Source organism: Sorangium sp. So ce1153, assembly GCF_051521595.1.
Taxonomy (GTDB): domain Bacteria; phylum Myxococcota_A; class Polyangia; order Polyangiales; family Polyangiaceae; genus Sorangium.
The window spans coordinates 3,818,409-3,842,225 of record NZ_CP150361.1 but is presented as its reverse complement, the minus strand read 5'-3'; the positions used below and the strand labels follow the sequence as shown (position 1 = coordinate 3,842,225).

Genomic DNA, 23,817 nt, shown 5'->3' with positions numbered 1-23,817 from the left:
CGGCCGCCGGAGCGCTTCGACGCGGTCGACGCAGTCGGCGCGGACGTCGATCACGACGCGTCAGGGATCCTCGTCGTGTGGTGCACGAGGGCTTTCCATTCACCGCCCTTGAGCTCCCAGACCGCGGTGAAGGCGATGGTGTTATCGAGCTTGACACCGCCCTTGAGCTCGGCGCGCGAGCGGTAGACGCCGCTCACGATAGCGACGTCCCCGCCGACGATACGCACGTCGCACTGCCGGAGCTCCTGCGTGTACGTCAACATGCTGTCGACGAGCTTCAGGTACTCGTCCTTGCCGCGCTGCACTCCGTTGTAATCGACGTACCGCCAGCCTTCGGCCAGGTGGCGATCGAGGAAGCCGTAGTCCTTGACGGCCCCCACCGCCTTCGTCCACGCCTTGAGGAGCGCGACGTGCTCCTCTCTCGCCTGCTCCGCGGTGCTCTTCGACATTCTCCACCTCCGCCGCGCGCCCTGGCCGCACTCGAGCCCGCGCGACCGCGCGGGGGCGCCGCCGTCGCCGCTCCACACCCATGGTAAAGAGCCCGCCGGCCGGGCGTCAACATCAGCCCTGATGTCCCGCCGCCTCGAGGGCCGCGCGCAGATGATCGGCCATGAGTTGCACGTTCGGCGGCAAATTCATGGTGATGTGATTGCCAGGGACCTCGTGGACAGTGAGCTGGCCCTGGATCAAATCGAGCCATCCCCGCGCCGGGTTGTTCACGGTCATGGCGTCGCGCTCGCTCGCCTCGAAGAAGAGCACGTCACCCGGGTAGGGGCGGGGGACATAGCGCAGCATCGCCTGCAGGTTGGCGGTGACGATCTTGCGGAACGTGGCGAGCTCCTGGAGCGCCAGCTTCGGGAACATCCGGGAGACACCCTTCTTGCGCTGGAGCACGTGGAGCAGCTGCTCGTCCGGGGAGAGGTGCCGGATCTCCTCCGCGGGGACGGGGAGGCTCGCATCGCCGCTGATCAGGTAGGCGAGGCGCTCGGGGGTGTCGAGATCCTCGGGGAACACCGCCGAGGGCGCGGGCGTGTCGATCATCATGAGAAGCGCGACGCGCTCGCCCCCGGAGATGAGCTGGTGCGCCATCTCGAAGGCGACGACCCCGCCGAAGGACGACCCGCCGAGCACGTAGGGGCCCTCCGGCTGGATGTGCCGCCGTACCGCCTCGAGGTAGCGCGCGGCCATCTCCTCGACGCGGGTCAAGGGCGGCGCCTTGCCTTCGATGCCCTGCGCCTGCAGCCCGTACACGGGCTGCGCCGGGTCCAGGCAGGTGGCGAGATCGTGGTAGAAGTAAACGTGCCCTCCGACCGGGTGCATCAGGAAGAGCGGCCGCCCGGTGCCGGGCTTGATCCGCACGAGCGACGCGGGCAAGAGGCGCGCGGGAGAGCGCCTCGACAGCGAGGTGGATGAGGGCGAGTCGGACTGCGCGATGAGCTCGGCCAGGGCCGCCACGGTCGGCGCGTTGAGCAGGCTGTGGCCGGGGAGATCCATGTTCACGACGCTGCGCAGCCGGGAGATGAGCTGGACGGCGAGCAGCGAGTCGCCGCCGAGCGCGAAGAAGTCGTCGTGGACGCCGATCCGCTCGATGCCGAACAGCTTCTCCCACGTCTCGGCGACGGCGCGCTCCAGCGGATCGCGCGGCGCCACGTAGGCCGTGCCGAGGTCGGGCCGCGGGTGGACCGATCTCGGGATGCCCTCGGACTCGACGTCCCGCGAGGCCGGCGCGATCGAGCTGGGCGTGCTCGAGCTGGCCGCGGCGCGCTGCTTGGCCTGCGCTTCCCGCTTCAGGACCAGGACGTGGGGCGTGGGGCTCGTGAGGACGCGCATCCAGGCGTCGAGCGCCTCGTCGCGCGAGATCCCCTCCTCCGCGGCGGCCGCGCCGCCCTCGCTCGAGTCGGCCGCGAGCTCGGGATCCTTGCCGCGCGAGGCGTCCTGCCGCTGCCACGGGTCCCACTCGATCGCGATCGTGAGCGGGCCGTCACCGGCGGCCCGCCGCTGCGCGAAGGCGCCGAGGAAGGCGGTCGCGGCGCACTGGCCCGCGAGGCCCGCCCCGCGGGCGCCCGCGGTCCGCGCGGCGCACAGCGCGACGAAATCGGGCCGGAGGCCCCGGAGCGACTCGTCGAGGACGAGCGCGCCGTCGAGCTTCGGGGCGAGGAGCGCCTCGCCCTCCTCGCGCGTCATGCGCTGGAGGGGCACGGCGCGGCGGGCGCCCGCCGCGTGGATCACGCCGTCGATCCGCCCGAAGCGCTGGAGCCCCTCGGCCACCGCGCGCTGCATGTCGTCGAGCCGCGTGACGTCGGCCGTCACGAGCAGCACCTCGGCGCCCAGCCGCTCCATTTCGAGCACCGCGCCGATCTTGCGGCGTAGCGCGTCGAAGGCGCCCGCGCCGGCGAGGCCGTCCCAGGCCTCCCGGGGCGGGAGCGCCGTCCGGCCCGCGAGCACGAGCTTCGCGCGCGCGACCTTCGCGAGGTGCTCCGCGAGGGCGGAGCCGACGGCCCCGAGCCCGCCGGCGATCAGGTAGACGCCGCCCTCCCGGAGGCGCGGCGGCAGGCCCTCGGCGCGGTCCATGCGCGCGGGCTCGAAGATCCGGACCCAGCGCTCCCCGTTCCGGTAGGCGATGACGGGCTCGGTCCGCTCCAGCGTGACCTCGGCGAGGAGCTGGTCGATGAGCCTCGCCTCCTGCAGCGTCCGCGGCTCCGGTAGATCGATGTCGACGCTGATGCACGAGACGTTCGGGTACGCCCTGGGGATGGCCTCGCACGGGCCGAGCAGCGTGGCCTTCTCGGGGCAGAGCACGGCCGCGTCGGTCACCTTCTGCATGTGGCTCGTCACGACGCCGAGCCGCACCTCGTCGCGAATCCCCGCGTCGCCGATCCCCTGGGCCAGCGCGACGAGGCTGGCGAACCCGAGCCGCTGGGCCTCCGCGAGGCGGCCGGCGTCGAGCGGCGCGCGCGCGGGCTTGGTCACGCCCCACAGGAACATGATGCGCGAGGGGGACACGCCCGCCGCGCGCAGCGCGCCGAAGAGGGACGCGTGGTCCGCGCGGCTCGCGGGGGCGACGGTGAACTCGCCCTCGCCCGTCTCGGCGAAGCCCTCGCCCGGCCGCACGGTGATGACCTTGTAGCCGTCCCGGCGGAGCCGCATCTCCATCCGGGCGCCCAGCCCGTAGCTGTCGGCGAAGACGACGCAGCACTGCGCCCTGGCCGGCCGGGCCGACGCCTTCATCGACCCCGACAGCACCGAGCGCTTCCAGGCCAGGAGGTGGATCAGGCCGGCCGGCTCCGGCGCGCTGCGCGCCGGCCGGCGCGCGGCGCTCGAGGGCGGGTCGATCCAGTACCGCTTCCGCTCGAACGGGTAGGTCGGCAGGGGCACGCGCCGGCGGGGCTCGTGGGTGTAGAAGCCCGACCAGTCGACGCGGACGCCGGAGAGCCAGAGCTGGCCCAGCGTCTCCAGCAGGAACCCGATGTCGGACTGGCGGTGGTGGACGTGCCGGATCGACGAGAGCATCACCCGGCGGGCGCCCCGCGCAGGGTGCTGCTTGGCCAGGGTCGCGAGCACCCGGCCCGGGCCGACCTCGAGCAGGGCGCGCGTCGGATCGGCGAGCACCTCGCCGAGCCCCGCCATGAAGCGCACCGGCTCGCGCACGTGCCTCGCCCAGTACCCGGGGTCCTGCGCGTCGGCCGCGGACAGCCAGGTGCCGGTGACGTTCGACGCGATCGGGATCTTCGGGGCGCTCGGGCGCGCGCGGGCCACGATCGCGGTGAACGACGCGAGCATCGGCTCCATCATCCGGGAGTGGAACGCGTGCGACGTCTGGAGGCGCGTGCACTCCAGCTCGCGCTCGGCGAAGAGCCGGTCGGAGAGCGCCTCGACGGCGTCCTCGGGCCCGGCCACGACGCAGGCGGCCGGCCCGTTGACGGCCGCGAGCGAGAGCGCGCCGCCCCCCTCGTCGAGCAGCGGCTGCACCTCGGCCTCGGGCAGCGGGACCGCGAGCATCGCGCCCGGCGGCATCTCCTGCATCAGCTTGCCCCGCCGGGCGACGATCTTCAGCGCGTCCTCCAGCGAGAAGACGCCCGCGAGGCAGGCCGCCACGTACTCGCCGAGGCTGTGGCCGATCATCGCCGCGGGCCGGATGCCCCACTCCATCCAGAGCGTGGCGAGCGCGTACTCGATCACGAAGAGCGCGGGCTGGGCGAAGCGCGTCTGCTTGAGCAGCTCCGCGGCCGCCGCCTCCCGCCCCGGGGGCGGGTAGATCACCTCGCGGAGATCGAACCCGAGCTCGGGCTGGAGCATGGCCGCGCAGAGATCGACGCCGGCGCAGAACGTGGGCTCCCGCTCGTACAGCTCCCGCGCCATGCCGGCGTACTGCGTGCCCTGCCCCGGGAACATGAGGACGACCGGGCGATCGATGGCCTCCTCGACGTGCGCGAGGACCCGCCGCTCCCCGAGCGTCGACAGCAGGCTCACCGCCTCGTCTGCGTCGTTGCAGACGAGCATGCGCCGGTGCGGGAACGTCTTGCGGCCGACCTGGAGCGTGAACGCGACGTCCGGCAGGCTGACGTCCGGGTGCGCCTTGAGGTACCCGACGAGGTTCTCGGTGATCGTGTCGAGCGCGGTCCTCGTGCGGGCGGAGAGCAGGAGGAGCTGCCAGGACCGCCCGCCGGGCGCCGCCGCCGCGTGGGGCGCCTCCTCGAGGATGGCGTGGGCGTTGGTGCCGCCGATGCCGAACGAGCTCACGCCGGCGCGGCGGGGCCCGTCGCCGGGCTCCCAGTCCGCGAGCGCCGCGTTGACGTAGAACGGGCTGTTCGCGAAGTCGATCTCCGGGTTCGGCGTCTTGAAGTGCAGGCTGGCCGGGATCTGCCGGTGGCGGAGCGCCTGCACGACCTTGATCACGCCGGTGATGCCGGCGGCGACGTCGAGGTGCCCGACGTTCGGCTTGACCGAGCCGAGCGCGCACCAGCCCTTGCGCTGGCCGCGGGACCGGGCGCGGAACGCCCGGGTGAGCGCCGCGACCTCGATGGGATCCCCGAGGCGCGTGCCGGTGCCGTGGGCCTCCACGTAGCTGATCGTCTCGGGATCGGTGTTCGCCATCGCCAGGGCCTGCGCGATGACCTGCGCCTGCCCCTCCACGCCCGGCGCGGTGAACCCGATCTTGCCCGAGCCGTCGTTGTTGACGGCCGAGCCCCGGATCACCGCCTCGATGTGATCGCCGCTGTCGAGGGCGTCCTCGAGCCGGCGCAGCACGATGACGCCCGCGCCGTTGCCGACCACCGTCCCCTGCGCCTCGGCGTCGAACGCGCGGCAGCGCCCGTCGGGCGAGAGGATCATGCCGTGCCGGTACAGGTAACCCGACCGCGTGGGGACGTTGATGGCCACGCCGCCGGCCAGCGCCATGTCGCACTGGTAGGTGAGCAGCGCCTGGCAGGCCATGTGGACGGCCACGAGCGAGGTGGAACAGGCGGTCTGGACCGCGACGCTCGGCCCGCGGAGGTTCAGCTTGTACGAGGTCCGCGTGGGCAGGAAGTCCTTGTCGTTGGCGACGTAGACTTGATAGTCCATCGCCTTCCTGAGCTCGTGGTTCGGGTAAAGGTTGCTCAGGAAATACGTGTCGTGGCCGCTCGCGCCCGCGTAGACGCCGATGGTCCCCTTGAACGCCTCGGGGTTGTACCCGGCGTGCTCGAGCGCCTCCCACGCGCACTCCAGGAAGAAGCGGTGCTGCGGATCCAGGATCTCGGCCTCTCGCGGGGTCATCCCGAAGAAGGCCGCGTCGAACCACTCCACCTCGTCGAGCACGGCCCGCGCGCGGACGTAGCTCGGGTCCGAGGCCACCGCCGGGCGCACGCCCGCCGCGGCGAGATCCTGATCCGAGAGCGCCGCGATCGACTCGACCCCATCGCGCAGGTTCTGCCAGAAGGCGTCGACGCTCCTCGCGCCCGGGAAGCGGCCGGCCATCCCGATGATCGCGATTTGGTCCTCCGGGACGGGTTGATCAAGCGGATCCATTCTGTCTGCTCTTGGCTGCCTGCTTCTTTCGTTTCAGGATCTCTCGCTGCTTCAGCGCCCGGGCGTCGGCCTCCGAGAGGTCGCTCCCGCCGCCGCTGCCGCTCGCGAGGAACGCGGCGAGATCGGTGACCGTCGGGCGCGCGAACAGATCGACGATGGAGAGATCGCTGCCGAACGACTCCCGGACGCGCTCGTGGAGGCGCATCAGGAGCAGCGAGTGGCCGCCCAGATCGAAGAAGTTGTCCTGCACGCTCACGCGCTCGATGCCGAGGACGTCCTGCCATATCGCGGTGAGCCGCTCCTCGAGCGAGCTCCGCGGCGCCACCATGGGCGCGCTCTCGGGGCGGAGCTCGACGGGGGCCGGCAGGGCGCGGCGGTCCACCTTGCCGTTGCCCGTGAGGGGCAGCGCGTCGAGCAGCACGATGGCCGAGGGGTGCATGTAGTCGGGCAGCCGCCGCTGCGCGTGATCGCGGATCGCACGCTCGAGCCCGCCGGTCGGATCCGCCATGAACGGGCGCGCGCGGGCGCCGGCTTGCGCGGGCGGCGCCGCGGCCCTGCCGCCGTGCGGGACGACGTACGCCACGAGGCGCCGGTCGCCCGAGCGCGCCGGCTGCGCCACGACGACCACCTCGCGCACGGCCGGGTGCTCGCCGAGGACCACCTCGATCTCGCCGAGCTCGATCCGGTAACCGCGGACCTTGACCTGCTGATCCATGCGGCCGAGGAACTCGAGCTGCCCGTCCGGCATCAGGCGGACGCGATCGCCGGTCCGGTACAGCCGCCCTCCCGGCTCGCCGCCGATGGGATCGTGGATGAACCGCTCCGCGGTGAGCTCCGGCAGATCGAGGTAGCCGCGCGCGAGGCCCTCTCCGCCGATGCAGAGCTCCCCGGGGACGCCGGCCGGGACCTCGTTGAGATCCCGGTCGAGCACGTGCACCCTCGTGCCGGGGATCGGGCTTCCGATGGGCACCGTGTGGCCGACCGGGCGCTCCACCGCGGCGCAGCAGGCGAACGTCGCGGCCTCCGTGGGCCCGTAGCCGTTGATCATCCGGCACCCCGGGAGCTCGGCGAGGACCCGGTTGACGTGCTGCGGGGACAGGACGTCCCCCCCGGCCACGATCTGGCGCAGGCCGCGCAGCGCCGTGATCCGCTCGTCCACGAGGAGGTGGAAGACGCCGGCGGTGAGCCACACCGTGGTCACCCCGTGCTGCCGGATCACGCGATCCAGGTCGTCGAGCGACGCGGGCGCGGGGGGCATGACGACCAGCCGGCCGCCGTTGAGGAGCGCGCCCCAGATCTCGAACTGCGACGTGTCGAAGGAGATCGACGCGAGCTGCAGGAAGACCTCGTCCGGCGCGAAGCGCGCGTACGTCGTGCCCTTGACGAGCCGGGCCACGCCCCGGTGCGGCACGGCCACGCCCTTGGGCCGGCCGGTGGAGCCCGACGTGTACATGACATAGGCGAGTTGGTCCGGCGTCGCCAGCTCCGTCGGGTTGTCGTCGCTCGCCCGGCCGATCTCCTCGGGATCCGCGTCCAGGCAGAGGACGCGCGCGCGGCACCCCGGCAGCACCGCGCCGACGCGCACCTGGGTGAGCATCACGCGGACCCGGGCCTGCTCCAGCATGAACGCGAGGCGCTCGGTGGGGTAGGTCGGATCCAGGGGCACGAAGGCGAGGCCCGCCTTCAGCACGCCGAGGAGCGCGACGATCATCTCGATCGACCGGTACATGCACACGGCCACGCGGTCTTCGGGCGCGAGGGCGCCCTCGTCGGTGCGCGCGAGGGCCCCCTCGTCGGGGCCGGGCGCGGCTTCGGGCCCCGGCGCCCCCGGCGCCCCCGGCGCGCGGAGGCCGAGCAGGGTGTGCGCGAGCTGGTTGGCCCGCCGGTTCAGCTCCCGGTAGGTGAGCGACGTGACGTTGCCCGCGCCGTCGTCGAAGACGACCGCGACGGCCTCGGGAGAGCGCTCGACCTGGGCCTCGAAGAGGCGGTGAATGCACGCGTCCGACCCGGGGCCGGCCGGGGCGGTGCCCCACGCGCGGAGCGCGCTCCGCTCCTCGGGCGTGAGCAGCGGCAGCGCCGAGAGGCGCAGATCGACGTCGCGCGACGCGCCCTCGAGCAGGGCCTCGTAGTGGCCCGCCATGCGCTCGATGGTGCGGGCGTCGAACAGCGCGGTGCTGTACTCGATGCGCCCGATGATGCCGTCCTCGCGCTCGTCGAGCTCCAGCATCAGGTCGAACTTGGACGCGCCCGTGTCCACGTCGAGCTGGCTCAGGGTCCAGCTCGGATCGAGCGCCGGCACGGGCGGCTCCAGCACGAAGGCGACCTGGAACAGCGGGTTCTGGCCGGGGACCCGCTTCGGCTGGAGCGCCTGCACGACGCTGGCGAACGGCACGTCCTGGTGCGAGAGCGCGGCCTGGCTCACCGCCCGCACGCGCCCGAGCAGCTGCCGGAACGTCGGGTCGCCGCGCAGGTCGGTGCGCAGCACGAGCGTGTTCAGGAAGAAGCCGAGGAGGTCCTCGGTCTCCGGCGGGTGGCGGCACGACGCGGACGTGCCCACGACGACCTCGTCCTGCCGCGCGTACCGGTAGAGCATCGCCTTGAAGGCCGAGAGCAGGACCACGAAGAGCGTGACGCCCTGCTCCCTGGCCAGCGCCTTCAGCCGGAGCGTGAGCTCCCGCGACAGGGCGACGCAGTGGCGGGCCCCCGCGAGGCTCGGGGCGGCCGGGCGCGGCCTGTCGGTCGGCAGCTCCAGGGTGGGCAGGTCGGCGAGCTGTCGCCTCCAGTAATCGAGCTGCGGCTGGAGGGCGCCGCTCAGCTGCTGCTCCCGCTGCCAGACCGCGTAATCGGCGTAGTGGATCGCGCGCTCGGGCAGCGGCGACGGCCTGCCCGCGGCGAACGCCTGGTAGAGCGCGTGGAGCTCCCTCGGGAGCGCGTCGAAGATGGAGACTCCATCCATCAGGATGTGGTGCACCACCACGAACAGCACGTGGTCGGCCTCGTCGAGCCGGACCAGCGTGGCCCGGAGCAGCGGGCCGCGGGCGAGATCGAACGGGCGCCGGGCCTCGTCTGTGGCGAGCGCGACGGCGCGCCCCCACCGCGCTTCAGCCGATAGCGCCGGCAGCGCGGTCAGCTCGACGACCGGCAGATCGAGCGGCGCCGGGGGCAGGATCTGCTGCACGGGCTCGCCGCCGACGACCGCGACGACGCTCCTCAGGATCTCGTGGCGCCTGAGGAGCTCGTCGAGGGCGCGCCCCAGGACCGGGACGTCGAGGGGCCCGCGGAGGCGCAGGGAGAACGGCTCGTTGTAGAACAGCGCGCCCGGGTGGAGCGAGGCGTGGAGCCAGATCTGCCGCTGCCCGTGCGAGAGGGGGATGGGCCGGTCGCGCGGCGCAGGCCGGATGGTCGCGGCGGCCGGGCGCTGCTTCGGCCGGGGGAGCGACTCCACGAGCTCGGCCAGCGCGGCGACCGTGGGGGCGTCGCACAGGCTCTGCAGGGAGAGCTCGACGCCGAGCGCGCGGCGCAGCCGCGACAGCACCCGCGCGGCGAGCAGCGAGTGCGCCCCGAGGTCGAAGACGTCGTCGTGGACGCCGAGGTGCTCGATCCCGAGCGCCTCGGCCCACGCCGTGGCGATCGCCGCCTCGATCTGGTTGCGCGGCGCGAGGGGCTCGCCGTCGCCGCGATCGGGCCGGGCGGCGTCCGGCGGCGGCAGGGCCGCGCGGTCCACCTTCCCGCTGGGGCCGAGCGGCAGCGCGTCGAGCAGCACGAACGTCGACGGGATCATGACCTCGGGGAGGCTCTCGCGGAGGAAGCTGCGCAGCGCGGGCACGACGGCCCGGGGGGCGGCCGGGGGCGCGTCCGGCGCGTCCGGGCGCGCGACGACGTAGGCGACGAGGCGGCCCTCGCTGGCGACGGCCACCGCCGCGCGGACGGCGGGGTGGCGCCCGAGCGCGGCCTCGACCTCGCCGAGCTCGACGCGGTGGCCGCGGATCTTCACCTGCTGGTCGACGCGCCCGAGGAAGGCGAGATCGCCGCCGGGCAGGCGGCGCACCACGTCCCCCGTGCGGTAGAGCCGGGCCTCCGGGGTGGAGCTGAACGGATCGGGGACGAACCGCGCCGCCGTGAGCTCGGGCCGTCCCAGGTAGCTCCGGGCCAGCCCGGGTCCACCGAGGTAGAGCTCGCCGGCCTCGCCGTCCGGGACCGGGCGCATGGCACGGTCGAGCACGTAGCAGCGCGCGTTCCTGATCGGCCGGCCGATGGAGAGGGGCTCGCCGGGGTCCCGAACCGGGTCGAGCCCGTCGGCCATCGTGGCGCACACGGTGAACTCGGTGGGACCGTAGGCGTTGATGAACCTGCGCCCCTGCGCCCAGCGCGCGGCGAGGTCGGCCGGGCAGGTCTCGCCGGCGACGATGAGGGTCCGGAGCGCGGGCAGCGAGCGCTCCGCGCCCTCGGGGAAGGCGGCGAGCGCGGAGGGGGGGAAGGTCGCGATCGACACCTCCTCCGCGCGCATCCGATCGAGCAGCGCGGGCCCGGGGATCATCTCGGCCTGCGCCCCCATCACCAGGGTGCCTCCCCGGGCGAGCGTCATCGCGATCTCCCAGACCGACGCATCGAAGCTGAGGGACGCGAACTGGAGCACGCGGCAGCCCGGCGCCACGTCGAATCGCTCGGCCAGCGCGCGGGTGAGGTTGGTGAGGCCGCGGTGCGTCAGCAGCGTGCCCTTGGGCCTGCCGGTCGAGCCCGACGTGTAGATGACGTAGGCGAGGTCGTCGGGGCCCGTGGTGTCCGGCGGGTCCTCGCCGCTGAAGCCCGCGGTCAGATCGCGATCGCCGTCCAGGAGGACCACGCGCGCCCCGTGGCGCGGCAGCGACGGGAGCAGCCGCGCCTGGGTGAGCAGGACGGGCGCCCCGGCGTCCTCGAGCATGAAGGCGACCCGCTCCCGCGGGTACGCGGGGTCGACAGGGACATAGGCGCCGCCGGCCTTGAGCGCCGCGAGCAGCCCGATGAGCGCCTCCAGGGAGCGCTCGGCGCAGAGCGCGACGAGGACGTCGCGGCCGACGCCCAGGCTCCTCAGGTGGTGCGCGAGCTGGTTCGCGCGGCGATTCAGCTCCTGATAGGTGAGCCGGTCAGGGCCGAAGGATGCGGCCACGACGCCGGGCGTGCGCCCGGCCTGGAGCTCGAACGAGCGGTGAATGCTGGCGTCCTCGGAGCTGAAGTCGTGATAGGTCATGTCGTGTGTGGTGGCAGGAGTCTCTTCAGGGGCAGAACATCAGCCGCCGTGTGCGAGCCCGACCAGCGACGCGAGGGCGTCACGCATCTCGTTCAGAACCGTCCCAGGAGCACCGGAGTGAGCTCCAGGGCGGCAGCCGGTGACACGGGCGCGCCCCCGACGTTTCAGGGGCGCTGTCGGCACGGATACCATGCTGCATCACGCTGGTACTCACGCTTCGATGGGCGAGTCCATCGACGCCGTGGCAGGGTGACGGTCCACAATTCAAGGCTATTCGCAGCGCAGCCGATTACACACAACCGCGGAATGAAGGTCAAGCGGGACGTACGGCTTTTTTCGGCGTGGAGGGGCATGTGGTCGCGGCGCTGCGTCATGAGGCGATCGCTCCCGGGCGGCCCCGCGTGGCCCGCGACGACCGCGCCGGGCTCGCACACCGCGACGGAGCCCGCCGCGAACGAGGCGTCGGGAGCACTCGTAATCCGGTGGTGATCGACGATTGGCACAGTCCTCGGTCATCCCAAGCGCCGAGAGGCGTTTGCGAGCTACACGCTGGGGCTTCTCAGCGATCTGGAACGCAAGAGCGTTGAGCCGATCGCCGCGTTGGGAGTGTGCCAACGATCCAAGTCGCCGGCGCGAAGCGCAGATCCCTGACGGCATTCAGTTCAAGAGCAAGGTGGATCTGACACTCGACGCGATCGAGCGCGCTGCGGCCGACAACGTGCCGGGTCAGCTCGTGCTTGCGGACGCCGTCTACGGTCGCTCGGCAAAGTTTCGCGACACCGTGCGCCTGCTCGGCTTCGACTACCCCGTCGGTGTGGACTCGATGACGATGGTCGTCGCCCTCGGTCCCGGCGGGCGCTGGAACAAGACGCCCATGACAGCCGACGAGCTCGCGCGCAAGCTTGGCAAAAAGACGTTTCGTCGGATCACATGGCGCGAAGGTACGGGCAAGAAGCTCGCGTCGCGGTTCGCCTTGCGCCGCGTTCGGCTCGCCAATGACGATTGACGATGGCATCCCGGTCGAGGAGCACGAACCGCTGTGGCTGCTCATCGAGTGGCCGTTCGGCGAGAGCGATCCCTCGAAGTTCGCGGTCACGACGCTGGGGACCAAGATGTCCAAGAAGCAGATCGTACGCCAGTACAAGGAGCGCCACCGAACTGAGCAGGCCTACGAAGAGATGAAGGGCGAGCTGGGGCTCGATCGCTTCGAAGGGCGGCGATTCCGAGGCTGGCACCACCATGTTTCCGTCGTCCTGTGCTGTTACGCCTTCATCGTGGCCGAGCGTGATCGGTCTTTTTTTTCCCTCGGCAGACGCCGAAGGTCACGCCCACCTGCTCCGCTTCGCGGCCTGAGCGTCACTTCGCCGACTCGCTCGCGACCGTTCGCCGCGCGATCGCTCGCGCCTTGATCGCGTGGCTGCCTCGTTGCCCTGCGTGCCACCGCCCGCCGTTACGCCGCAGCGCGCATTGGTTCGTGTCCGCGCCGCGCTGACACAGTAGTGGTAGGCTCTTTCGAGATGCCCGTGCCGCCGGAGGTAACGGAGCATCCGCCCGACGGCGTGCTCTAGACAGGCAGACGGCCGTGACATTCCGACCGCCAGTGGTGACGTTGTCGGCTACGTTCGCTGCTCCGATCGCGACGGCACGGAGGACGATGGCCCGGCCGAGCACGACCGTTTCTGGAAGCCGCCTGGCCGGGGAGCGGCGGACGCGAACCAGCGCTCAAGCGCGTCCACTAACCCCTCGACGTCTCCCACGTCGCCGGCCCAAGCAATGCACCCGTCGGGCCGGATCAGCATCGACGGGCCTGCGTCGGCCGGTAAGCAGCGCACCCGCGTGAACCCGGCGGCGAGACCGGCCGCGTGCCCGTCCGGAGACGCGTCGAGCAATATGCCTTCGCCTTCCGCCATCTCCGCGAACAGCGATGTTCGAGCGTCGGCGCGGCCGACCGGGTGATCGCCGATGAGGCGCCCGACCAGGTCTCGCTCCGCGCCGAGGTCGTAGCGCGTGGCCAGACCGCTCGTCAGTCCGTCGAGATGGCCATTCACGGCGTCGATCTCCATCAGCTTCGCGAAGATCTGCCGCATTGCGCTCGACTGCGGGTCGGACCGCGTGAGCGCGACCTGGGCGAGCGTGTTGGCCAGCACGGCCTCGGCCACGGGCCGCCGCTCGGACGTGTAGCTGTCGAGCAGGCTGTCCAGCTTGTCGCCGCGAACGACGGCGGCGAGCTTCCAGCCGAGGTTGGCCGCGTCGACCAGCCCAAGGCTCAGCCCCTGGCCGCCCAATGGCGAATGGATGTGCGCCGCATCACCCGCGAGCAGGACGCGATCCCGGCGGTACGTGTCGACCAGACGTGCGCTGTCCGTGAAGCGATTCGCCTGCTCAATCGCCGTCACGCGGACATCCGCGCCGCTGATTCGGCGCAGCACGCCTTCGATCTCCTCGCGCGTGACGGGCGCATTGCGATCAGCCGGCGGACCGCTGAAATCGTGCATCGCAAGCCAGCGAGGCCGAGGTCCGTTCATGACGACGCCCTCCGGCGTGCGGGTCGCCCCGCGCGGCAGGCGCTCGGGGTGGTCGAGGTCGAGCACGGCCTGGTACATGAATTGGCTCGGCGGCGTACCGGGGAAGGCAAAACCGGCCATCTTGCGGATCGAACTGCGCCCTCCGTCACATCCGACCAGCCAGGCGCAGCGCGCGTGCTCCGGCCCGTCCGGGGAAGCCCAGTGGAGCGCGACGCCATCGTCATGCTGGTCCAAGCCCGTGACCTCGCACCCGCGCCGTACCTCTATGTCGAGCGCGGCCGCCCGCGCGCCCAGGATCGCCTCCACGCCCTGCTGGTTCACCCAGAGCATGCGCCGTTCGGGCTCGCCCGCTGCTTCTGATCGGAGAGGGAGAAGGGCGAAATGCCCCCTGGACCTGTGTGCCTGCGCCCGCCTCTCCACGCCCACCGGTCCCATGGCCGCGAAGTGGCGATCTTCCGCCTCGGCGAGCGCTGGGCCCATGCCCCGGCGCTGGAGCGCCTCCACGCCGAGCGGTCCGACTGCAGTCCCCTTCAGGGCGACGCTTGGCGCAGTGAGCCGCTCAAGCACCATCACACCGGCGCCGCCCAGCTTGAGCTCGATCGCGAGCAAGAGCCCGACCGGCCCGGCGCCTACAACCACGACATCGACCTGCTTGTCCATCGGCTATGTATCCATCGAGTGCTACGTACAAACACCGAACAGCTATCGGGACACAGAAGGCACAGCGGCGGCGGCGGTGGCGGTGGCGGGGACGGCCGCGGCGGGGGCGGCGGCGAGGCGGGGGGGCCGAACGGTATCCAGGCGTGCGTGGATATCTGTGAGGCGCACAAGATGTACGGCCGTGATCCGCCGGATCGAGGTCGGGACGTGCGAAGGCGCGGAGAGGGAGGTGTGCCACCTCAAGCAGGGCCGTTGCCAGGAGTTCTTCAACCTTCCCATGTAACGAATCTCCGGTCACCAGCTCTGGCCGCGTCCCGGCTCCACGGCGCGCATCGTCGAGGAGTCATCCAGGGGGACACGCCGGACCAGGTCATCCCGTCAGGGGGAGACGAGGCCGCCGGGCGGCCTCGCCGCCGGTCACCGCCGCTGGCGCCGGGCGCCCGACGCGGCCGCGCGCGGCTGCGACACCGAATCGCTCGCCCGCGACGCCGGCGCGCCCTCGCCTCCGCGCCGCGACGCGGCGGGGAGGGGATCCCCGATGTCGTCGAGCTCGCGGTCGAGCTCGCCCTTCTCGGTGCGGAACGCGTCGCGCTGATCGCCGGGGAGCTCCCGCAGGCGCGTCGCGAGCAGCGTCTCCGCGTCGAAGTAGACGCTGTCGCGGCTCGCGCTGAAGTGCAGGTGCGGCCCCGTCGATCGCCCGGTCGACCCCACGTAGCCGACGAGCTGATGGGTCGCCACGTGGTCCCCGCGCCTCAGGCCCGCCGCGAACCTCGAGAGGTGCGCGTAGCCTGTCTCGACCCCGTTGTCGTGCAGGATCGCGACCCAGTTGCCGTGACCACCATGCGGCCCCACCCAGGAGACGGTGCCCTCGAGCGCGGCATAGACCGAGGTTCCCGACGGCGCGCCGTAGTCCGTGCCCTCGTGTGGGATCACGCGGTGCAGGATCGGGTGCATCCGCTTGGGGTTGAACGGCGACGTCCGACGCAGCGTGGCGAGCGGCGCCTGCCACGGGCTCGGCACCGGCTCGCGTCCATCTTCGTCGACCAGCCGCCCCGCGGCGCTGCCGTCGAACCGGTAGAAGCGGGCTTCCGGCTGCCCGGCCGCCCGCACGTCGAGCGCCAGAACACGAGGCTCCTCCGGCGCCCTGGCGGCCTCGGCCACGGCGCGGATCACCGCCCCGCGACGGAGCCCGTGAGGGAGGCGCCGCGCGAGCAGCTCCTCGGCTGCCCGCCGCACGCTCGCCTGCGGCTCCGCCGGCTCGCCCGTGGCTCCCACGGTCCAGGCCAGGGCGAGATGCGGCTCTGCGCCCGCGTCGGGAGCCGGCGCTGGCGGCGGCGGCGCGTCCGGAGGCCCGGCGCTCGCGAGCTGCCGGCTCGCGGCGTCGAGCGACCTGTCGATCTCGACGGCGCGCACCGCGAACCACACGACCCCGACGCCGAGCAGCCCGAGCCCGAGCCACACCGAGGCCTCGGCGCGGGGCGACCAGCCGTCGGAAGTGGACTCGGGTCGCTTGGGGCTTCCACCGGGCACCGGAGATCACCTTGCGCTAAGGCACCGACGAGCCTTGTCGGCGGTGACAGGGGCACGAGACATGCGGACGGCGCGCACGCTAGGCGCGAGCGTCGCTCGCGTCAACGCCGGCCGCCCGGCGGGCCCCCCTCCGCGGACGTATCGCTGGGATCTCACGACGGCGCTCCAGGCGCGCGACGCGACGCGCATCGAGGAGATCGCCGCGCGCGATCGCTACGACCCGCCGACCATTCTCGGGAGCGTGCTCCGCGACCGCGAGCGGATGGCCCTGTTGGTGAATGCCGGCGTGCCGCTGAACCTGAGAGATCGTATCGGCTACAAACCGCTGATGCGCGAAGAGGTGAAGGTGGAGACGGTGCGCCGCCTGCTCCACGCCGGCGCGGATCTGGAGGCACGGAGCGGCGCATGCCTGACGCCGTTCATGGTGCGGATCAAGAACCAGGAGCACGCGGGCCCGGGGGGTAGCTGCTGCCCACCCGGGTCCGCGTCATTCGGGGTACGCCGGCCTCGCCTGCGGCTGGGTCTCCGAGCGACCCTCTAGATGCCCCCCGTCTGGATGCCCACCTTCCGTGTCGACGCGCTGCTGCTAGCGGAGGTGCGAGCCGTGAGCGCGAAGCGAAAGCTCTGGCCGGTGCCCAAACCATCGCCGACCAGCGGCGTCTGGCACTTCCCTGTGCCCGCATTCCACACGCCGTGATCGTCCATGGAGAAGTGGTACGACCAGCTTCCACTGACCCACTTGAACACGTCCGCCGCGACGTAGCTGTCTTCGCAGGCCGCTTGCGTGGTCGGCGCGCTGTCGGCCCAGTAGACGGTGGCGGTTGCCACACCTCCAGGAAAGAGGATGTTGTTCACGTCGACCACCACGCCCTTGTAGCAGGAGGGCGTGTTGTACGTCTGGACCGACTCCCAGTCGGCAGAGCCGGTGAAGGAAACCGTGGCGGTAGCGCCGGCGCATTCGACCCCCATCGCTTGCTCCGTCTCGACAACCTCTTCCTCGAAGCCCTCGCCCTCCGCGCTCCCGAGACAGCCCGAGAGTACCAGCGCGCCCGCGCAGACCGACACGATGCCCATACGCGAGATGACTCGTCCCATGTTCATTCTAGATCTCCCTAAATCGACGTTGGTCGACAATCGCCGGCTCCAGGCCACATCGTGCGGCGCCGCTCGTGGTGGCCCGAACGCCTGATCCGCTCGTAAGAGACACACTTCGTGAACGCGGCAGGCTCCGCACATCCGTCGTCTTCGACGACGCTCCAGGCCAGCCGCCCCGGACGAAAAGCAATTTAGATGCCATCGCCAGGAGAGCGGCTCAGGCTTCGCTCGGCCGCGTCCAGCGCACTGCAGGCGGCGCCTTGCGGGCCGATTCCGCCGCGTCTCCGTCGGCGTGGGAAGAACGCAGGGCCCCCTCGAAGTCTGCCATGTGCCACTCCTTCTCAGGTGGCGACCTCCCTGAGATGCCGTCTCGACAGGTATCCTCAGGGCGAGAGAGCGGCATCAGCCGGCGCTGAGCAAGAGGCTTCTCCTGACGTGCGACGTCAGGACGACGCCGGGGTGCGGTCAGGACACGGTGGAAGGCGGGGTGCTGGCACGCTGGCACGCTGGCACGCTGGCACGCTGGCACGCTGGCACCTCTTCCACAGGTTCGGTCGACACCATCGCACAGCCACGACGTGGTCGTGCCATCCAGAAAACGCGCAGGTACGCGAGGGTGAGACGACCAGAACAAGGGGGATGACTTGCAAGGGTCCCCCGCCCTACCCCTCCACCGCGCCGGCGGAGACCCGGCGAAGCGAGGGGCACGGTCGACTCCGCTCTTCCGGCGTGAGTGCCCTGGGGCCGATGAAGTCGCCTGTGCGAACCTTCGCCAAACCATGGAGGCGAGGTGCTCCTCGAGCGTGGCGGGTCGCAGGGAGACCGTCGAACAGCCACAGACGCGCCATGCGGCGGCAGCGCGCGAGGACGCAAACGAACGGACAACCAGCAAGAACAGCCGCGTCCGCCGCGTCGTCACGCCGGAGGACATCAACGTCGGTCGAATAGTGCAACGTCCCTCTTGAAGAGCTCTGCGAGCCTCTGTTATGTAGACTTTGTTCAAGGAACGAAGCACGGCCGCCGGGGGGCGGCGGGGGAGAGATGGAGAGGGGGCGAGCGCGAGCCCGGGAGCAGGGGCGTTGAACGCAGCCTGCTCACAGGCGAGGAGGGGCGCTCCGCCGAGCTGCTGACGATGCTCGCCGGCGGGGGCGTGCGACGATCGCCCGGGATCCGCCGATCGCGCAGAGCGCCGCCCGGCCCGGTCGTCGAGGGCCCCTCCGGGCGGCGCGTCATTCGCCATCAACAGCACGGAGCTCTATGTCAATGCAGATCGTGTCCAATCCGTCCGTGAAGGAGTTTCGCGGCCAGCCGCTCGACAAGCTCTGCCGAGAGCCGATGGACATCGCGGTGTTCCTGAGGTGCGCCTCCCGCATCGCCGGCGCCCTCTCGGAGATGCACCGGAGCGGCATGATCCACAAGAACATCAAACCGCAAAGCATCTTGCTCGACAGCGACGCGGGCGAGGCGCGCATCACGGACCTGAGCCTCGCGGTGCGGCTCCCCCGCGAGCAGCCCGCGCTGAAGAGCCCGGGGGTCATCGAGGGCACCCTCGCCTACATGTCTCCCGAGCAGACCGGCCGGATGAACCGCTGGGTCGACGACCGGAGCGACCTCTACTCGCTCGGCGTCACCTTCTACGAGATGCTCACGGGCAAGCTGCCCTTCCACGCGGCCGATCCGCTCGAGTGGGTGCACTGCCACATCGCGCGCGTCCCCCCGGCTCCCTCCGCCCTGAGGCCGGCGATCCCCGAGCCCGTGTCCGACATCGTGATGAGGCTCCTGGCCAAGGCGGCGGAAGACCGCTATCAGAGCGCTCACGGCCTCCGGACCGATCTGGAGATCTGCCTCGCGCGCTGGCAGTCGGCGGGCAAGATCGAGCCCTTCCCGCTCGGCGCGAGCGACGTGCCGGATCGCTTCCAGATCCCGCAGCGGCTCTATGGCCGCGAGGCCGAGAGCCAGGCCCTGATCGGCGCGTTCGAGCGCGTGGTCCTGCACGGAAAGCCGGAGATCGTGCTCGTCTCGGGCTACTCCGGCATCGGCAAATCCTCGCTGGTCCACGAGCTCCACAAGCCGATCGTCCGCAGCCGGGGCGCGTTCGCCTCGGGCAAGTTCGACCAGTACAGCCGCAATATCCCTTACGCGACCTTCGTGCAGGCGCTCCGGCAGCTCGTGCTCGAGATCCTGACCGCGAGCGAGGCGGAGCTGTCCGCCATCCGGCGCGCGCTCCGGTCCGCGCTCGGCGCGAACGGACAGCTCCTCGTGGACATGATCCCGGAGGTCGAGCTCATCCTCGGCAAGCAGGGCCCCGTCCCCGAGCTCGCGCCCGCCGACGCGCAGAACCGACAGAACCTCGTCTTCCGGCAGTTCCTCGGCGTCCTGGCCACCGCCGAGCGCCCGGTCGTGATCTTCCTCGACGACCTGCAATGGGCCGACGCAGCGAGCCTCAGCCTGATAACGCACCTCGCGAGCCACCACGAGGTGAGGCACGTCCTGCTCATCGGCGCCTACCGCGACAACGAGGTCAGCCCCTCTCACCCGCTGATGCTGGCGCTCGATGACACGCGCGAGGCGGGCGCGGCGCTCCGCTCGATCGTGCTCGGCCCCCTGTCGGCCGAGCACCTCTGCCACCTGGTCGCCGGCGCGCTCCGCGCGCGCCTCGAGGACGCGGCGCCCCTCGCGCGCCTGCTCCGGGAGAAGACCGCCGGCAATCCGTTCTTCGCCATCCAGTTCCTGGTGCAGCTCCACCACGAGCAGCTCATCGCCTACGATGTCCAGGCCTCGACGTGGCGCTGGGACCTCTCGAAGATCCAGGAGAAGCGCTTCACGGACAACGTGGTCGACCTCCTGCTCGAGCGGCTGAGGTTGCTTCCGCAGGAGACCCAGGGCGTCATCGAGCTCGCCGCCTGCCTCGGCAACCGGGTCGACCTCCACACCCTCGCGGTGCTCGCCGATCGCACCGAGGCCGAGACCCGGCGGCGCCTGTGGGAGGCGGTCAAGGAGGGCTTCTTGCTCTCCGACGGCGATACGTATCAGTTCCTGCACGACCGCGTGCAGCAGGCGGCCTACGCGCTCATCGACGTGGAGGCGCGGAGCGCCGTGCACCTCAAGATCGGGCGGCAGCTCCTCGCGCGCACGCGCGAGAGCGTCGGTGAGAGCGTCGGCGAGCGCGTCTTCGAGATCGTCAACCAGCTCAACCTGGGCGCCCCGGGCATCGCGGATCCGGCCGAGAAGCGGAGGCTCGCGGCGCTGAACCTCCAGGCCGGGAAGAAGGCCAAGGCGTCCGCCGCCTGGCAGGCCGCGTCGCGCCTCCTGTCGCTCGGGATAGGGCAGCTCGCCGAGGACGCCTGGGAGGCGGACCACGACCTCGCCCATGCGCTGCACTCCGAGCTGGCAGAGTGCGAGCTCCTGAGCGCGCGGTACGAGGAAGCGGAGCGCCTGCTCCTGCTGCTGCTCGACAGGTGCAACGGCAAGATCGACAGGGCGTCGGCCTACCGCATGAAGGTCGACCTCCACTTCAGCAAGGGGGAGGTGCGCGAGTCCGTCGAGGCCGCGATCGAGGGGCTCCGCCTGTTCGGCATCGACCTGCCGCCGCACCCGTCGTGGGAAGAGGTGCAGGCCGAGCACGAAGAGGTGCGGCGCAACCTGGACGGGCGGCCGATCGAGGCGCTCGCGGATCTGCCGCTCATGACCGACCCGGAGATGAGGGCGGCGATGCGCATCCTCGGGGTGTTCTGGGCGCCCGCACTCAGCTCCGACGCGAACCTGCTCGCGCTCCACCTCGGGCGCATGGTCAACCTTTGCCTTCGGTACGGCAACGTGGACGCCGCGACCATGGCGTACGCCTGGTGGGGTATCACGCTGATCAACACCTTCCACCAGTACGAGGACGGCTACCGCTTCGGCAAGCTCGCGCGCGCCCTCGTGGAGAAGCATGGCTTCGCCGCGTACGAGCCCAAGCTGTACTATTCGCTCGAGCTCATCACCGCCTGGGTCGACGACCTGGAGAAGGCGGTCGACCTCGCCAAGGCGGGCTTCCTCGCCGGGGTAGAGCGGGGCGACCTGACCGTGGCCGGCTTCTGCTGCAATCACATCGTGGCCCTCGTCCTCGCCCGGGGAGCGCACCTCAAGGAGGTGTACGAAGAGTCCGAGCGGCGCCTCAGCTTCGTGCGCGCCGCCCGCCTCCAGTACCTCGTGGAGATCATCGAGAACATCCAGCGCTACGCGCAGTGCCTGAGGGGGCAGTCGCGCGGCCTCTCCACGTTCAGCGACGACCATTTCGACGAGGCCGCCTTCGAGGCCGGCCTCACCTCCGAGCGAATGCCCGGGATGGTCTTCTGGTACTGGATACTGAAGATGCAGTCGAGGTTCCTGAGCGGAGACCTCGATCAGGCGCTGTCGGCGGCCGGGCGGGCGCGCGACATGCTCTGGGCGAACCCGCCGTGTCACTGGCAGATCCACGACTACCACCTCTACTCGGCGCTCCTCCTCGCGGCCGCGTGCGCGGAGGCGTCCCCGGAGCAGCGGCGGGAGTACGCGGGCCGGCTCTCGGCGCACCGGGCCCAGCTCGGCGAGTGGGCGGAGAGCTGCCCTCGGACCTTCCGCGCCAGCGAGGCGCTCGTGTCCGCCGAGATCGCGCGGATCGAGGGCAGGGCGCTCGCGGCGAGCGAGCTGTACGAGGAAGCCATCGGGGCGGCGCGCGAGGGCGGCTTCGTGCAGCACGAGGCCGTCGGCCATGAGCTGGCCGCGAGGTTCTACCTCGCCCGCGGGCTGCGCACGGCGGCGAAGGGGCACCTGCGGGAGGCGCACGCCTGCTTCGGGCGCTGGGGGGCCGAGGGCAAGGTGAGGCAGCTCGAGCAGCTCTACCCCGAGCTCGCAGAGCAAAGGGCGGCGGCCGCGACGGCCACCTTCGCCGCGACGCCCCAGCAGATTGACATCCTCTCGGTCTCCAAGGCGTCCCAGAGCATCTCGAGCGAGATCCTCTTGCCGAGGCTCGCGGAGACGCTGATCCGGATCGTGCTCGAGACCGCGGGCGCCCAGCGAGGGTACCTGCTGCGGCTGCGCGCGGACGGCGGCGGCGGCGACTGGGCCGTCGAGGTCGACGCGAAGGTGGGCGGCGCGGGCCCGGATATCGAGGTGCGCCACCGCGGAGACGCGATCTCGCCGGCGGAGCTGCCGGAGGCGATCCTCAACTACGTCAAGCGGACGCGGGAGCAGGTCCTCCTCGACGACGCGACGGCGGACGCGAGGTTCTCGGCGAGCCCGTACATCGCCCGCGAGCGGCCGCGATCGGTGCTGTGCCTGCCGCTCGTGCGGCAGGCGGAGCTCATGGGCGCCGTCTACCTGGAGAACAACCTGACGGCGGGCGCGTTCACGCCCGATCGCGTGGTCGTGCTGGGGATCCTCGTGTCGCAGGCGTCGATCTCGCTCGAGAACGCGACGCTCTACGCGGACCTGTCGCAGGAGAACGCGGAGCGGAAGCGGGCCGAGGCGGAGACCCGCAAGCTCAACGAGGAGCTCGAGCTGCGCGTCCTCGACCGGACGGCGCAGCTCTCGGCCGCGAACCGCGAGCTCGAGGCCTTCAGCTCCTCGGTCTCGCACGACCTGCGGGCGCCGCTCCGGACCATCAACGGCTTCGGCACCGCGCTCCTCGAGGACTACGGGGACCGGCTCGACGAGGAGGGGAAGGTCTTCCTGAACCATATCCGCGCGGCCAGCCGGAGGATGGGGACGCTGATCGACGACATGATGAACCTCTCCCGGGTGACGCGGAGCGCGATGGAGCGGCGGAAGGTGGACCTCAGCGGGATGGCGCGCGAGATCCTCGCCGAGCTCCGCAAGGAGGACCGCGAGCGCAGCGTGGAGCTCGTCATCGCCGACGGGCTCTCCGCGAGCGGCGACGAGCGGCTCCTCAGGATCGCCTTCCAGAACCTCCTCGGCAACGCGTGGAAGTTCACGAGCAAGCGCCCGCAGGCCCGCATCGAGTTCGGCAGCGCGGAGCAGGCCGCGGGGCGCGCCGCGTACTTCGTGCGGGACGACGGCGCCGGCTTCGACATGAGCCGGGCGGACAGGCTGTTCACGGCCTTCGAGCGCCTGCACACGACCTCCGATTTCCAGGGCACCGGCATCGGGCTGGCGACCGTCCAGCGCGTGATCGACCGGCACGGCGGGCGCATCTGGGCCGAGAGCGCCGTGGGCAAGGGGGCGACGTTTTATTTCACACTCTGATGCTCACACTCTGATGCTCACGCTCTGATGCTCACGCTCTGATTCGCAGTCTGATGGATCTCACGATCTCGATACCACTGGAGCGAGCCGAATGAACAACAAGTCGATTCTCATCGTGGACGACAGCGACGCCGAGATGGCGCTGACCATGCGCGCGATCAGGAAGAGCGGGATCAAGGCCGACGTCATGGTGGCCCACGACGGGTACGAGGCGCTCGAGATGCTCCTCGGCGCGGCCCGGGGAGAGGAGAGCCGGGACCCGGAGCTGCCCTGGATCGTCCTCCTCGATCTGCGCATGCCCGGCGTCGACGGCCTGGCCGTGCTGCGGCGCCTCCGCGCCGAGGAGCGCACCCGCCGCCTGCCGATCATCATCCTGAGCTCCTCTGACGAGCTCTCGGACGTGGGCGCCTGCTACGACACCGGCGCCAACAGCTACATCCGCAAGCGCGTCGACATCATCGATTTCACCGAGACGATCCGCATCCTGCACACCTACTGGACCATCGCCGAGCACCCGTCGGTCCCCGCGAGCTCTTGACATGGAAGCTC

11 protein-coding genes are annotated in these 23,817 nt (G+C 71.3%); 5 read left to right on the top strand and 6 right to left on the bottom strand.

Translation table 11 applies throughout. The features are described 5' to 3' along the window. Positions 1–50: 50 nt before the first annotated feature. The 3 genes from WME85_RS13560 to WME85_RS13550 form a co-directional block, all read right to left on the bottom strand. The gene (locus tag WME85_RS13560; protein WP_437838363.1) at positions 51–449 is read right to left on the bottom strand and encodes a YybH family protein; all 399 of its coding nucleotides are present in this window, start codon (positions 447–449) and stop codon (positions 51–53) included. Positions 450–561: 112 nt separating this feature from the next. Beyond that, the gene (locus tag WME85_RS13555) at positions 562–6,006 is read right to left on the bottom strand and encodes a type I polyketide synthase (RefSeq protein ID WP_437838361.1); all 5,445 of its coding nucleotides are present in this window, start codon (positions 6,004–6,006) and stop codon (positions 562–564) included. Next, the gene (locus tag WME85_RS13550) at positions 5,993–11,233 is read right to left on the bottom strand and encodes an amino acid adenylation domain-containing protein (RefSeq protein ID WP_437838359.1); all 5,241 of its coding nucleotides are present in this window, start codon (positions 11,231–11,233) and stop codon (positions 5,993–5,995) included. The genes WME85_RS13555 and WME85_RS13550 overlap by 14 nt, the downstream gene beginning before the upstream one ends. Before the next feature lie 583 nt (positions 11,234–11,816). Here WME85_RS13550 and WME85_RS13545 point away from each other — a divergent pair. Both WME85_RS13545 and WME85_RS13540 read left to right on the top strand, forming a co-directional pair. Continuing rightward, on the top strand, positions 11,817–12,239 hold the full coding sequence (locus WME85_RS13545; RefSeq protein WP_437838357.1) for a transposase: 423 nt from the start codon (positions 11,817–11,819) through the stop codon (positions 12,237–12,239). Continuing rightward, positions 12,229–12,642 carry a hypothetical protein gene (locus tag WME85_RS13540; RefSeq protein WP_437838355.1) on the top strand — a complete coding sequence of 138 codons (414 nt, stop codon included), beginning with the start codon at positions 12,229–12,231 and terminating at the stop codon, positions 12,640–12,642. The genes WME85_RS13545 and WME85_RS13540 overlap by 11 nt, the downstream gene beginning before the upstream one ends. Positions 12,643–12,849: 207 nt before the next feature. Here WME85_RS13540 and WME85_RS13535 read toward each other — a convergent pair whose 3' ends face one another. Both WME85_RS13535 and WME85_RS13530 read right to left on the bottom strand, forming a co-directional pair. Then, entirely contained in the window at positions 12,850–14,418 is a 1,569-nt protein-coding gene (locus tag WME85_RS13535; protein ID WP_437838353.1) for an FAD-dependent monooxygenase, read from the bottom strand. Between the two features lie 417 nt (positions 14,419–14,835). Beyond that, positions 14,836–15,948 (bottom strand): M23 family metallopeptidase, encoded by a 1,113-nt coding sequence (locus tag WME85_RS13530; RefSeq protein WP_437838351.1) that lies wholly within the window; start codon positions 15,946–15,948, stop codon positions 14,836–14,838. 43 nt (positions 15,949–15,991) lie between these two features. On the opposite strand from WME85_RS13530, the gene WME85_RS13525 reads away from it, so the two are divergent. Further along, positions 15,992–16,489 carry a hypothetical protein gene (locus WME85_RS13525; RefSeq protein WP_437838349.1) on the top strand — a complete coding sequence of 166 codons (498 nt, stop codon included), beginning with the start codon at positions 15,992–15,994 and terminating at the stop codon, positions 16,487–16,489. Here WME85_RS13525 and WME85_RS13520 read toward each other — a convergent pair. Next, positions 16,486–17,043, bottom strand: a complete 558-nt coding sequence (locus WME85_RS13520; RefSeq protein WP_437838347.1) for a hypothetical protein — start codon at positions 17,041–17,043, stop codon at positions 16,486–16,488. The genes WME85_RS13525 and WME85_RS13520 overlap by 4 nt on opposite strands. A gap of 1,257 nt (positions 17,044–18,300) precedes the next feature. On the opposite strand from WME85_RS13520, the gene WME85_RS13515 reads away from it, so the two are divergent. Together WME85_RS13515 and WME85_RS13510 are read left to right on the top strand one after the other, a co-directional pair. Further along, positions 18,301–23,268, top strand: coding sequence for an AAA family ATPase (locus WME85_RS13515; protein WP_437838346.1), 4,968 nt, complete (start codon positions 18,301–18,303; stop codon positions 23,266–23,268). Between the two features lie 91 nt (positions 23,269–23,359). Further along, positions 23,360–23,806 (top strand): response regulator, encoded by a 447-nt coding sequence (locus WME85_RS13510; protein WP_437838343.1) that lies wholly within the window; start codon positions 23,360–23,362, stop codon positions 23,804–23,806. Positions 23,807–23,817: the final 11 nt, after the last annotated feature.

Excerpts from the sequence above, each read along its gene's own strand:
- WME85_RS13560 (WP_437838363.1), bottom strand. The coding sequence starts at position 449 with ATGTCGAAGAGCACCGCGGAGCAGGCGAGAGAGGAGCACGTCGCGCTC.
- WME85_RS13555 (WP_437838361.1), bottom strand. The coding sequence starts at position 6,006 with ATGGATCCGCTTGATCAACCCGTCCCGGAGGACCAAATCGCGATCATC.
- WME85_RS13550 (WP_437838359.1), bottom strand. The coding sequence starts at position 11,233 with ATGACCTATCACGACTTCAGCTCCGAGGACGCCAGCATTCACCGCTCG.
- WME85_RS13540 (WP_437838355.1), top strand. The coding sequence starts at position 12,229 with ATGACGATTGACGATGGCATCCCGGTCGAGGAGCACGAACCGCTGTGG.
- WME85_RS13535 (WP_437838353.1), bottom strand. The coding sequence starts at position 14,418 with ATGGACAAGCAGGTCGATGTCGTGGTTGTAGGCGCCGGGCCGGTCGGG.
- WME85_RS13520 (WP_437838347.1), bottom strand. The coding sequence starts at position 17,043 with ATGGGACGAGTCATCTCGCGTATGGGCATCGTGTCGGTCTGCGCGGGC.
- WME85_RS13515 (WP_437838346.1), top strand. The coding sequence starts at position 18,301 with ATGTCAATGCAGATCGTGTCCAATCCGTCCGTGAAGGAGTTTCGCGGC.
- WME85_RS13510 (WP_437838343.1), top strand. The coding sequence starts at position 23,360 with ATGAACAACAAGTCGATTCTCATCGTGGACGACAGCGACGCCGAGATG.